Here is a 12,726-nt window from a genome sequence, read left to right on the forward strand (position 1 = left end):
GGCGGGCACGGCCAGTTGGCCTGCCAAACGGGGCGATGGAACAGCGCCGCCGGCCCGCAGTCCTATCCTGCAACCCGGGATTGGGCGTAGGGTAAACCCGGCTCAACGGACTTTATGGAGCGTTATGCAAAGCCCTCGAATATTTCTCAGCCTCGCCGCGCTGCTGGTGCTGGCCGGTTGCGCCGGGCAGCGCAGCCAGGAACCGGCCCCGCGCGCACCGGCCGAGGTCAAGGCGCAGATCGTGCGCCTGCTGCCGGCGAAAACCGCCGACCGCCAGGGCTGGGCCACGGACATCTACACCGCGTTCGCCGCCCAGGGCATCAGCCCGACCACGCAAAACCTGTGTTCGGTGCTGGCCGTCGCCGAGCAGGAATCCAACTTTCAGGTCGACCCGCCGGTACCCGGCCTGGGCAAGATCGCCCGCGACGAGATCGACCGGCGCGCCGCCAAAGTGCACATCCCGAGCCTGCTGGTCAGCGGCGCCTTGCAGGTGCGCTCGCCCAACGGCAAGAGCTACAGCGAGCGCCTGAGCGCGGCACGCACCGAGAAAGACCTGAGCGCCATTTTCGATGACTTCATCGGCATGGTGCCGATGGGGCGCACGCTGTTTGGCGGTTTCAACCCGGTGCACACCGCCGGGCCGATGCAGGTCAGCATCGAATTCGCCGAGCAGCATGCCAAGGGTTATCCGTATCCGGTGAACGGCACGATTCGCCACGAAGTGTTCACCCGCCGTGGCGGCATGTACTTCGGCATCGCCCATTTGCTGGGTTACCCGGTGAGTTATCGCGAACCGCTGTACCGTTTCGCCGACTTCAACGCCGGGTGGTACGCCAGTCGCAACGCGGCGTTTCAGAATGCGGTCAGTCGCGTGTCGGGTGTGCCGCTGGCCCTGGATGGCGACCTGATCCGCTACGACTCGATCATGCCGGGTACCACCGAACTGGCGGTGCGCAAGCTTGGCAAGCCTTTGGGCATGCGCAATCCGGTGATCCGCGAGCAACTGGAGAAGGGCAACACCCCGGGATTCGAGGAGACCAAGCTGTATCAACGGGTTTTCGAACTGGCGGACAAGGCCGAAGGCAAATCATTGCCCCAGGCGGTGCTGCCGGGGATTGTCCTGCAAAGCCCGAAGATCACCCGCAAACTGACCACCGCGTGGTTCGCCAAGCGGGTCGATGAGCGTTATCGGCGCTGCATGGCCCGGGACTGACGCTTCAGTCATCGGCTCGCGGCGGCGATATCCGCCGCGCCTTCTACACTCCAGGGCAGACGGGGAGTCGCTATTTCGAGGGGGGAACATGTATCAACTTTACGGCCACAGGAATTCAGGGGCAGCGGCCATCGAGGCGGCGCTCGAACTGTGCCAGATCGCCTATCGCTTCATCGACACCGAAGCCAGCGCCGAAGCTGCGCAGGAACTGGCCAGGCTCAATCCGCTCAAGCAGATTCCGACCCTGCAACTGCCCGATGGCAGCGCACTGACCGAAAGCGCGGCGATCCTGATTCACCTGGGGCTGAGCTTTCCCAAGTCAGGCCTGCTGCCGGCCGATACCGCTGACCGTGACCAGGCCATTCGCGGACTGGTGTACATCGTCAGCAATTGCTACGGGGCCATCGGCGTCATCGATTACCCCGAGCGCTGGCTGGTGATGCCGGACGAAGCGTCGCGGCAGAACCTCATGGCCGGTGCCCGGGAGCGATTGCACTGGATGTGGGAAGTGTTCGCCGACCAGTTTTCCGCCGAGCTGTATCTGGACGATGAAACACCGGGAGCACTGGACGTGCTGGCGGCGGTGGTCACGCGCTGGGCCGGCACCCGCGAACACCTGCGCCAGGCCCGGCCGGGGTTTTATGCGTGGCTGCAACGCATCGACCGGCACCCGGTGCTGGCGCCGGTCTTTGCAAGGCATTGGCCCGGTTGATCATTCCCCGCGAATGTACTGCTCCAGCTGTTTGATCAGCTCGGCCTGTTCGGCAATCGCTTCCTTGACCAGGTCGCCGATCGACAGCAGGCCCAGCAGTTTGCCGTTCTCGACCACCGGCAAGTGACGCAGGCGCTTGTCGGACATGATGCTCAGGCAGGTGTCGACCGTCTGGTGGGTGTCCACCGTGATCACGTTCGCGACCATGATGTCTCGTACCGGGGTGCCGACTGACGAGCGCCCGTGCAGCACCAGTTTGCGTGCGTAATCACGCTCGCTGATGATGCCCACCACTTTTTCGTCCTCCACCACGAGCAAGGCGCCGACGTTTTTCTCGGCCATCTTCATCAGCGCTTCGAGCACCATGTGATCGGGCTTGATCTGGTGCACTTCCTGATTTTTCTGATCTTTGAGCTTGAGCAGCTGGGCGACGGTTTTCATGGCGGTTACTCAGGTGTTGTCGTTGTTCTCCAAGCATCGTAGACCGTGGCGCACAGAGCAAGGTCGCAAAACGGCAGATAACACGCAAAAAACGTCATTTCCCGGTAAATGGCTTCAACCCACTGCCGATTGCAGGTGTGACCACAAGCACTCACAAGTTTCGAAACAGAGTCCGGAGCGAACGGCGCTGCGTTTTTTGTAGACTCCAGGGCCCTCAATGTCATGGATGACAGCATCAAATGCAAAATGTACGGATCAGCAGTCAACAACCGCCCAAGAATGCAGCGGCCCGATCAATCGCAAGTTCAATGCCTTCCTGGTTGTTGAAGTCCAGAGATGCTCATCGTCTCGCCATGCGGACGGCGGCCAGGCGTGATCTGCCCTGGTATCACCAGGTGCACGCAGCGCAACGCATGGCCCTCAAAAAGGCACTTGCGGCCAGTTGGCACTCACGCAACGAGTCCGACAGGGTTTTTGGTCGTCTCCAGCAAATTGAAGCGTTCGCCGAGCCGTTATTGGTCGAAGCGCTCAAGACCCGATTCGCCGTCACAGTTGATATCAGAAATACCTTCCTCAGAACGTATCGTTCAACGGGGTTGGCCGGTGGATTCGAAGTGCGGACAGTGTCCTTGCTCGACGCGGCGTTGAACAACTTCGAAGCAAAGGAAACCCGCGCTGGCTATTTCGACGCCGCAAGCCAATTCATAACCCGACCTTCGGCGGCGGAACAGTTCGAGATCGTGCCGATCAAGTCACGGCTGTCGGTCGAGGCCTTTGCCTCACTCTGTCGTGAGCTGGACATCGGGCGTCGATACCAGACTTATCTCGACGTTTTTTTTGACTTCACCCAACCGGTGGTCAAGGCACGGCTGAAACTGGCTTTCCAGGCCTGTGAAAAAGACGCTCTGGTGGTGGCGAGCGAACTCGCACTCATGAAAGGAGACATTGATTCGCAGACCCATGCGCTGCTTTTGCGGCTGGCACAAGGAGACCGGTCATTAACGCTCGGCGCAAAATCCCTGCATTGTCATACGGTGACGATGATGGGCGTCGATCTGAGTTCAATCCTACTGATCGCGGGAGATCTCGAGGGCAGTCGTTCGGTCGAACCCGTCATTGCCTACGTCCCTCATGACCCCCATCACCCGATCAGGCGCTATCCCTCGGCTGCACGATTCGCTGCAGTGTTGACTGAGCAGTTGCGGACTCCGGCTTACCAGCAATTTTTCAGTCGTTTCGTTCCTCATCGGCACCGTGGAAATTTCTTCTTTCAGCTCAATGAACGGCTTGTAGAACTGCAATGGCATGCGTCCGTTCCTGGTACGCAACAGCCGACGTGGCGCCCCGAGCCGGTTGCCAGTCCGGACTTGAGACTGACCAGCGCGAGGATTGTCGGTGATGTGTGGGAACACGCCTTTGCCCGCCACTTGAACCAGTTGTTTGCCGATGCCAGGACCCGGGCCGTTCCTGCCGGTGATGAAGACGCGAAGTCGCGTTGGGCGCGTTGGGACAGTTTTCAGAAAGTCGTCGTCACGGTGCTGGAAGCCGGTGCATTCGTCGCAGCCCCCTTTGTGCCGGTGCTGGGCGAGCTGATGCTGGCCTATACCGCCTATCAGCTGCTGGATGAAACGTTCGAGGGCATCGTGGAGTGGTCCGAGGGGCAGCGTACCGAAGCGGCGGAGCATGTGCTCGGTGTGGTTGAAGACCTGATTCAGTTGGGGGCATGGGCAGCGGCAGGTAGTGTGCTGGGCTCTGAAACCGCTCAAGTCATCACCGTGGATCGAACGGATGGAGGTCGTTGATTCAGGCGAGGGTCGATCACGTTTACGCATCGCAGAACCGGAAACGATCCTCCTGCAGGACCCGGTGCGAATCGACGAGACGCCTCTGGGTACGGGAGATATGCCAAGTCTGGAGCAGAGGTTCAAAACGCTGTATCCGCAATCGACCGAAGCGTCGTTCAATGCCTTTGCCCGGGAGTCGGGCACACCTTCTCGGTTACGGCAACGCATTGGTGAGCAAGAACAAAGCTTTCAGGCACTGAACGACACTCTGGACGGGTGGGTGGCCATCGAAAGGGGCGAGTTGTTACCGATGGATCAGCGCTACCACAAGGGGCGTTTTGCCGAGGCGATCAAGCGCTGCTGGCAAGCCGCGCATACACCTTCGGCGAACGGTTGCATCCTGGATCTGGACTTTCACTGGACCAGTGACTTTCTGGAATATCTGCCGGCGCTGGACGTAGAGTTCCCGCATGTGAGTACCTTGCGGTTTCGCAGTGCGGAGTTGCGTACCAATATCGATGGATTTCTGGATTATTTCCCCGATTTGAAATCACTGGACTTGAGCGACAACAAGCTTGTGGCACTGCCGCGCCTGAAGGGGAGCTTGAGGGGGCTGGAGTCGTTGGATATGTCCGCCAACCAATTGACCTTGAGCGCTGAAAGTGTCGCGGAACTGGCGGAGCTGACTCATCTGCAAACGTTGAATCTTGGAAACAACCCGGCGTTGTCGCTGCCGCCGGATGTCAGTCGCCTGTCTGAACTGGTGAGGCTGGATCTACATGACAGTGGTCTGGTCGATTGGCCCCAAGGATTGTTTGCCCTGCCAAGGCCGCGGGGTTTCGAGCTGGATCTGCTGGACAATCCAATCGATCGACTACCTCAAGTGGTACCTGGCTCCGAACAGGCCCGACTGGTTGCCCGTACACGTTTGAGCCGTGACCGATTGCCTGACCCGGTTCGTGAACAGTTTCAGACCTACATGCGTTCAGTCGGTTATGACCCCGCGCGCAGCTATCCGCCCAAGGGTGAGAAAACCAGTGTGCACTGGCTGGAGGGTGTGAGCGGCTCGGAACTGCTGGGCAGGCAAGCCACGTGGAATCAGCTTGAGGCGCAAGCGGACTCCCAGGGGTTTTTCGAAGTTCTGGAGCAGTTGGTCGAATCGGCAGATTACATCGAAGCTGCGAATCGTGCGGAGCTGACGCAGCGGGTTTGGCGAATGATTGATGCGGCCGCGCAAGACGCGCCGTTGCGCGAAGAGCTGTTTGGCATGGCCAGCCATCCAGAATCGTGCGCAGATGCCGGTGCGCAGATATTCAATGAAATGGGCATCAAGGTATTGATCCGCGAAGCGTATCTGGCGGGCACTCCCGAGCAGGTTGAAGCTGCACTGATTGCGCTGGCCAAAGGCAAATCCCGACTGGATCAGGTCAATGAGATTGCACGGGCCACTGTCAGGTCCCGTCTGCAGGCCGGTGAATCATTTATCGCAGTGGATGAAGACGGGGACATGACTGGCACGATCGACGAGGTGGAAATTTACCTGTCGTTCCAGACTGGCCTGGCGCAACGGTTGGAGCTGCCGTGGCAATCGCGGGGCATGTTGTTCAGGGAGATAGGCGAGGTCACGGATGCCCGGATTGAACAGGCCTATGACTCCGTTCTGGGACTTGAGGCTGGTGAAGGGCTGGTCAACCAGATCATAGAACAACGCTTCTGGCGCAAATATCTGAAAAGCCGGCATCAGCAGGCGTTTGCGCAGAATGCTCTGGATTTCAACGCAAGGCTGGAAGTGTTGCTCGGGCGACAAATGACGGGGTCGCTGACGCAGCAGGTGTACGAGCGAGAGTTGCTGGCGTTGGCCGAGGAGCGTAAAGCGTTATTGAAAACGCTGACGCTGGATGCGTTGAACAAGGCGACATAGGCCGTCGCGAGATAATCACCGGTCAGGTTCTCCCTGACCGGCTTTCGTCTATCTGCACGCAGCTTTACTGCAGTGCACCCAGCTGGTTTTTCCAGATCTCGTGCGTCAGGCCGGTGGAGCCTGTCAAAACTTTAAAGGGTTTGACCGCATTGTCGTAAGTGGCCACCAAATGCCCGGCGCAACTGAAGCAGGCTTCAAAAGCCTGAGCGTGTTCAGCGTTTTGCAGTCGTTGCGTCACCAGCGAGATCGACCCTGGATCGGTAGATCCGGTCAGGGTTTGCTGGAGGTAGAGGGAGACACTGGCAGCCTGCACTTCTGCATGAGCCCCCGGCAGGCCTCGACTGACCGGCAGATGCATGTTACTGGCTTTAACATGCCGCTCCATGCGATCCAGTATCGCATCGTGGATGGAAGGCACTTCGTATTGCATCCCGGAGAGGCCGAGCGGCTCGGTTGATGCGCCTTTGTACACTTTGACCGCGACATCTTTGTCGGCCAGGCGCTTGATGTATTGCTCCTTCATGTAGTCTTTCAAACGTCCGAGGTCAGTGACCTCATAGACGCCCAGGGACGCGAGATTGTCATTTCCAAGTTTGTAATCGACGGCTCTGGACAGATGGATCCCCTGTTTGGCCCTCGTCAGGGGTTCCTTCTCCAATGGGATATTGATGAAGTCCGTGAGGATAATGTCCTCTTTCGCGCTTGCCCCCGGGATCAGTGCGCCGGCGTGTGCCACGGCAACGGTGTCTCGATATTTCTTCGAGTATCGAGAATCCGGGTTTGCCGCCAGTCTTTTCTTGATTTGTGCAGGGGTGCCTGTCGCGGCATTTTTGCCCGCCGTGATCATGGCAGTCGTTCGGCTACTGACTCGCTGGTTGAGCTTTTCGCCAGTCAACCCAAGCACGTCTACAGCACTGACGGGATTGTTCCTGACGATCGCATACAGATTCCATCCATCCACCGCACCAGCCGGGTCAGCGCTGATCCAGCGCTGGCACCACCAGGCGTAGTAGCGCCTTTCATAGGCATAGAGCCCGGTTTCGTCCATTTCCTCGCCCGAGTGGCGCAGGGTCTTGTAACTCACTTCCCGGGCCGAGCCAGCCGTCAACGCGGCCGTACCGCCAAAGGGGTAGTAGTCTTCCTGGCTGATCAGGCGGCCCTGCTGATCGAGCTCAAGCATGCCGGAGTGCTGGATGTCGTCGAGGCAGTAGCGCACTTGGTCGTTGTCGACTTCAGCAGGGCGCCCGGCGAGCCAGTGCAGGCAGCGCACATTGCCGATCGCATTCGGCAAGGTAATGACATGCAAGACCTCGCCGGTTTCCCGCGTGCGGATTTCCAGGCCGTGCAGGTAGTACACCTGGTGAAAATGCGAGGTGGACGGGGTATGAGTCTCGTGCCGTTTGGAAACCCTCCTGCCACCGCTGTAGCGATAGGTTTCCTTGTCATCCGGCTCGCCGCTGCGCTCGATCAGTGTGACGCTGGCCAGTTCGTCATGGATGTTCCATGCCAGGGGTTGGCCCGGGTGTAGCTGCTGAAGATTGCCATGACGATCAAACAGCGTGGAGAAGTCCGGATCGGGATCCCCTGCCTGCCATGGCACGCCCCGGTTGCTTGAAGGCTGAATGAACATCTGTCGGGTATACCCACCCACCGCGCGGTTATGCACCATCTGGATCAGATTGCCGCCTGCGTCGTAACTGTAGGTCTGGCGGTAATTGAGATGATGGGCGGGATCGCTCGGCACCGGACGGCCCGGGGTGCCGGTCGCAGGCAAGGCGTCATGACCGGTAGCGCTGATCAGTCGGTACAACGAGTCATAGGTAAAGTGACGTATCCCGTTGATAAGCTGGTTGGCAAAAAACTTCGGTTGAAAGGTGTGATCCTGAAGGCTGACCACGTTGCCGGTCTTGTCGTAGCCATACTCCAGATACTGGCGCAGGGGCTGGCCGGGCACACCAGCCTTGATGGTGGCCAGCCAGCCATTGGCATTGTCGTAATCCCAGGTTCGAATCACCCCATTGCCCAGTGTCTGTTCCACGGGCAGCTCTTCCGCGTTGTAACGAGAGTCTTTGAGAATCTCCTGGACGGTGTGGCTGCCGGCCAGTTGCAACGTTACCTGTATCAGTTGTCCGGCGATGTCATATCGAGATTCTTGCAAGTGACCACCGGCATCGGTCTGGCTGAGTGGCTTGCCGTCGGCGCCGTAGTGCCATCGAGTGGTGTAGGCACTGCTATCGAGCGTTTGGGTTTCTGCAAACGGCAACCCCGACAGACTGAAGGGGCCGAAGTCCGTTGATCCTGAAGGATCGACTTTGTGAATGAGCTGCCCGCGCAAATTTTGTCCGGGATCAGCGTCGGCCCGGCCGAAGGTCAGCGTTTCGATATCGGTTTGGTCATTCACTCCGACGGCAATCAGGCGCATACGGCTGTCGTAGTGATTGTTCCAGACGTAGCCACGTCCATCCCAGCGGGTGAGTATCTGATCGGCCAAACCGGGCAGGTTCGCGCGATCGCCGGAGTCGACGCTCTCGGTCCTGAGCACTTGCCCTTGCAATCCATACACGCTCACCAGATTGGCATTGAGTGCGCTGCCAAAGAGGCGGGGATCCCGGCACTCCACCAGGCGGCCAGCGGTGTCGTAGTGATTTCGGGTAATCAGCGACTCCGTAGGTGCCCCCACCGTAGTGCGTAGACAGGACACCTCGCGAACCGGCAGGCCTCGCCCGTCCATCACGATGAGTGAAGGCGTACGGTGATGTACGGAGCTAGTCAATTTGCCCGATCCTGCAGTGCATCGCACCAATGAGAGTTCGAGGTAATTTCTCTGCGAATGCTATCAACATCGATGTGATGGGTAACCTGTCAACTTTGACAGTGCCCAGGCTTTGGCGCTCGTCAGCAATATCGCCCCGAGACGCGTAAACTCGCCACACTGGTTCAATTCTCGAGGTCGCAGTGGTGGATTTACAGCAGGGCTTCGTCCTGACCCGGCATTGGCGCGATACCCCGGCCGGCACCGAAGTCGAGTTCTGGCTGGCGACCGACGCCGGGCCGCGCCGCGTACGCCTGCCGCATCAGCCGTCGGTGGCGTTCATTCCGGCTGTGCAACGCGAGCAGGCCGAGCGAGTGCTGGCGGATGAAAAGAACGTCGAACTGCGCCCCCTGGCCCTGCAGGATTTCGAGCATCGCCCGGTGCTCGGGCTGTATTGCCAGCAGCACGGTCAGTTGATGCGTCTGGAAACCGCGCTCAACCGCCACAGTGTCGATGTCTTCGAAGCCGATGTGCGACCGCCCGAGCGCTACTTGATGGAGCGTTTCATCACGGCGCCGGTGTGGTTCAGCGGCACGCCCGATGCCGACGGTGTGCTGCTCGACGCCCACCTCAAGCCTTCACCCGACTATCGTCCGCAACTGCGACTGGTCTCACTGGACATCGAAACCACCGAGCAGGGCGAGTTGTATTCCATCGCGCTGGAAGGTTGCGGTGAGCGACAGGTGTACATGCTCGGCGCGCCGAACGGTGATGACAGCCTTGTCGACTTCGACCTTGAGTACTGCGAATCACGCACGCTGATCCTCAAGAAGCTCAACGACTGGTTCGCCCGTCACGACCCCGACGCGATCATTGGCTGGAACCTCGTGCAGTTCGATCTGCGCATTCTCCACGAACATGCCCGACGTCTCGGTGTGCCGCTCAAGCTCGGGCGCGGGGGCGAGGAAATGCAGTGGCGCGAACACGGCAGCCGCAATCATTACTTTGCGGCAGCGGCCGGGCGGTTGATCATCGACGGTATCGAATCCCTGCGTTCGGCGACCTGGAGTTTCCCGTCGTTCAGCCTGGAGAACGTCGCCCAGACGTTGCTCGGCGAGGGCAAGTCCATCGACAACCCGTACCAGCGCATGGACGAGATCAACCGCATGTTCGCCGAGGACAAACCGGCACTGGCCAAGTACAACCTCAAGGACTGCGAGCTGGTCACGCGGATCTTCGCCAAGACTGAACTGCTGAAGTTTTTGCTGGAGCGCGCCAGCGTCACCGGTCTGCCGGCGGATCGCAGCGGCGGCTCAGTGGCGGCGTTCACTCATTTGTACATGCCGTTGATGCACCGTCAGGGCTTTGTGGCGCCGAACCTTGGTACCAATCCTCCGCAGGCCAGCCCCGGCGGGTTTGTCATGGACTCGCAGCCGGGGTTGTACGAGTCGGTTCTGGTGCTCGACTACAAAAGTCTTTATCCGTCGATCATCCGCACCTTCCTGATCGACCCGGTGGGGCTGATCGAAGGCTTGCAGCATCCGGATGACGCCGATTCGGTGCCGGGTTTTCGCGGCGCTCGCTTCTCTCGCACCCGGCATTGCCTACCGTCCATCGTCGCCCGGGTCGCCGAGGGTCGCGAGACTGCCAAACGCGAACACAACGCGCCGCTGTCCCAGGCGCTGAAGATCATCATGAACGCCTTCTACGGCGTGCTCGGTTCCAGCGGTTGCCGGTTTTTCGATACGCGGCTGGCGTCGTCGATCACCCTGCGCGGCCACGAAATCATGCTGCGTACCCGGCAGCTGATCGAGGCTCAGGGCCACGCGGTGATCTATGGCGATACCGACTCGACGTTCGTCTGGCTGCGTCGTCCCCACGGTCAGGAGGAGGCAGCGCAAATCGGCCGGGCATTGGTTGCGCACGTCAACGACTGGTGGCGCGAGCACGTGCGCGAGCAGTACGGGCTGGAAAGCGCCCTCGAATTGCAGTTCGAAACTCACTACAAACGCTTCCTGATGCCGACCATTCGCGGCGCCGAGGAGGGCAGCAAAAAACGCTACGCCGGTCTGGTGACCCGCGCCGACGGTAGCGAAGAAATGGTCTACAAAGGCCTGGAAACCGTGCGCACCGACTGGTCGCTGCTGGCCCGGCAATTCCAGCAGGAACTGTACGAGAAGATCTTCCAGCGCAAGCCGTATCAGGATTACGTGCGCGAATACGTGCGCAAGACCCTGGCCGGCGAGTTCGATGAGCGACTGGTCTACCGCAAGCGCCTGCGCCGCACCCTCGACGACTATGAGCGCAACGTTCCGCCCCACGTGCGCGCCGCACGGCTGGCCGACGATTACAACGCGCAGCACGAGCGGCCACGGCAATACCAGAACGGCGGCTGGATCAGCTACGTCATCACCCTGGCCGGCCCCGAGCCGCTGGAAGTACGCCGCGCGGCCATCGACTACGACCACTACATCACCCGCCAGCTGCAACCGGTGGCGGATGCGATCCTGCCATTTGTCGACGACGATTTCTCAACCCTGATCGGGGGGCAACTGGGCCTGTTTTGAGTCCAGCAGTTGCAGGGTCCATTCGTCCTGAATGCCGTGGAAGTAGCGCTCCAGCGCCTGATGCCAGAGGCTGTCGTCGTCCGCGAACTGGGCGAACAGGGTCATCGATGAGTGGAATTTCAGGTCGTCCGGGTGGCCGAAAATCTCGGCAATCGAACGCTGCGGCACATTGAGCACAAGCTGCGCGCAGGTGCGCAGCCGGGCACCGAGCAGCTCATGGGCCAGATAGGCCCGGGCTTCACCGGCGGAGCCGATGGCGAAGCGCCGGGACATCTCACTGCCCCCGAGCCCGGCGAACTGCGGAAACACAAACCACATCCAGTGGCTGCGCTTGCGGCCCTCGCCGAGCTCGCGCTGGACCCGCTCGAACACCGGGTCCTGGGCGAGCACGAAACGTTGCAGGTTGAATGGATCGTCCTGATCAGTGCTTCTCATGGCGAAGCCCTCTGTCAGTCGGCGGTGGCTCAGACCATGGCCAGCCGCTGCTTGCGTTGTGGCGCGTGAAACGCCTGGTCCAGCGCCGCCAGATCCCCGGCATCGAGTTGCAGCTGCGCCGCTTGTGCATTGAGCTGCACGTGTTCCGGGCGCACGGCCTTGGGAATCGCAATCACCCCATCCTGACGCAGAATCCACGCCAGCGAAACCTGTGCGGGGGTCACGTCGTGACGAGCGGCGATCTGTTTCAGCACCGGCTCGGCGAGCATCGCGCCGCCCTGGCCGATCGGGCAGTACGCCATCAGCGGCATGCGCTGTTGCTGGCACCATGGCAGCAGGTCGAATTCGATGCCGCGCTCTTCCAGGTTGTACAGCACCTGATTGGTCGCGCACGCCGATGAAGACAGTTCTTCGAGGTCGTCCACGTCGAAGTTCGACACGCCCCAGCGCCCGATCTTGCCGTCCTCGCGCAGGCGCTCGAAGGCCTCGACGGTTTCGTCCAGCGGATACTGGCCGCGCCAATGCAGCAGATAGAGATCGATGTAATCGGTGTCGAGCCGGCGCAGGCTGCGCTCGCAGGCCTGGGGAATGCCTTTGCGGCTGGCGTTGTGCGGGTAGACCTTGCTCACCAGAAACACTTGATCGCGCAGGCCGGCGATGGCTTCACCGACCACGCTTTCGGCACCGCCCTCGGCGTACATTTCGGCGGTGTCGATCAGGGTCATGCCCAGCTCGATGCCGCTGCGCAGGGCCGCCACTTCACGCTTGTGCGCCGAGCGGTCTTCGCCCATGCGCCAGGTGCCCTGGCCAATCACCGGAACCTGTACGCCAGCCAGTTCGAGGGTACGCATTCAAACCTCCTTTCCGAAACGGTCGATACCTTGGTGGGCAGCAGGATAGC

Annotated in this window: 9 protein-coding genes; 5 read left to right on the forward strand and 4 right to left on the reverse strand. The window is 60.4% G+C overall.

The genetic code is table 11. The features are described 5' to 3' along the window. The first annotated feature begins 124 nt into the window (after positions 1-124). The gene (locus ACKLNA_RS01055; protein WP_408984588.1) at positions 125-1,213 is read left to right on the forward strand and encodes a DUF1615 domain-containing protein; all 1,089 of its coding nucleotides are present in this window, start codon (positions 125-127) and stop codon (positions 1,211-1,213) included. 88 nt (positions 1,214-1,301) lie between these two features. Next, a complete protein-coding gene (locus ACKLNA_RS01060) occupies positions 1,302-1,925 on the forward strand; it encodes a glutathione S-transferase N-terminal domain-containing protein (RefSeq protein ID WP_408984589.1) in 624 nt (207 codons plus the stop codon). On the opposite strand, the gene ACKLNA_RS01065 is transcribed toward ACKLNA_RS01060, so the two are convergent. After that, positions 1,926-2,366 (reverse strand): CBS domain-containing protein, encoded by a 441-nt coding sequence (locus ACKLNA_RS01065; protein WP_085712511.1) that lies wholly within the window; start codon positions 2,364-2,366, stop codon positions 1,926-1,928. A 308-nt stretch (positions 2,367-2,674) separates the two neighbouring features. Here ACKLNA_RS01065 and ACKLNA_RS01070 point away from each other — a divergent pair, with 308 nt between their 5' ends. Together ACKLNA_RS01070 and ACKLNA_RS01075 are read left to right on the forward strand one after the other, a co-directional pair. Then, complete coding sequence (locus ACKLNA_RS01070; RefSeq protein ID WP_408984590.1) at positions 2,675-4,168, forward strand: dermonecrotic toxin domain-containing protein; 1,494 nt, start codon at positions 2,675-2,677, stop codon at positions 4,166-4,168. Beyond that, the gene (locus ACKLNA_RS01075; protein ID WP_408984591.1) at positions 4,155-6,071 is read left to right on the forward strand and encodes an NEL-type E3 ubiquitin ligase domain-containing protein; all 1,917 of its coding nucleotides are present in this window, start codon (positions 4,155-4,157) and stop codon (positions 6,069-6,071) included. Before ACKLNA_RS01070 ends, ACKLNA_RS01075 begins: the two co-directional genes overlap by 14 nt. A 64-nt stretch (positions 6,072-6,135) precedes the next feature. On the opposite strand, the gene ACKLNA_RS01080 is transcribed toward ACKLNA_RS01075, so the two are convergent. Further along, positions 6,136-8,844 carry an RHS repeat-associated core domain-containing protein gene (locus ACKLNA_RS01080; protein ID WP_408984592.1) on the reverse strand — a complete coding sequence of 903 codons (2,709 nt, stop codon included), beginning with the start codon at positions 8,842-8,844 and terminating at the stop codon, positions 6,136-6,138. A gap of 185 nt (positions 8,845-9,029) precedes the next feature. On the opposite strand from ACKLNA_RS01080, the gene ACKLNA_RS01085 reads away from it, so the two are divergent. Then, complete coding sequence (locus ACKLNA_RS01085; RefSeq protein ID WP_408984593.1) at positions 9,030-11,390, forward strand: DNA polymerase II; 2,361 nt, start codon at positions 9,030-9,032, stop codon at positions 11,388-11,390. Here ACKLNA_RS01085 and ACKLNA_RS01090 read toward each other — a convergent pair. Next, positions 11,355-11,825, reverse strand: coding sequence for a DUF1810 domain-containing protein (locus ACKLNA_RS01090; protein ID WP_085712507.1), 471 nt, complete (start codon positions 11,823-11,825; stop codon positions 11,355-11,357). The two genes, ACKLNA_RS01085 and ACKLNA_RS01090, sit on opposite strands and share 36 nt — an antisense overlap. Before the next feature lie 29 nt (positions 11,826-11,854). Further along, positions 11,855-12,676, reverse strand: coding sequence for an aldo/keto reductase (locus tag ACKLNA_RS01095; protein ID WP_408984594.1), 822 nt, complete (start codon positions 12,674-12,676; stop codon positions 11,855-11,857). Between the last annotated feature and the right edge of the window lie 50 nt (positions 12,677-12,726).

Origin of the sequence: Pseudomonas sp. UV AK001 (genome assembly GCF_046097675.1) — a bacterium.
Lineage (GTDB): Bacteria > Pseudomonadota > Gammaproteobacteria > Pseudomonadales > Pseudomonadaceae > Aquipseudomonas > Aquipseudomonas kribbensis.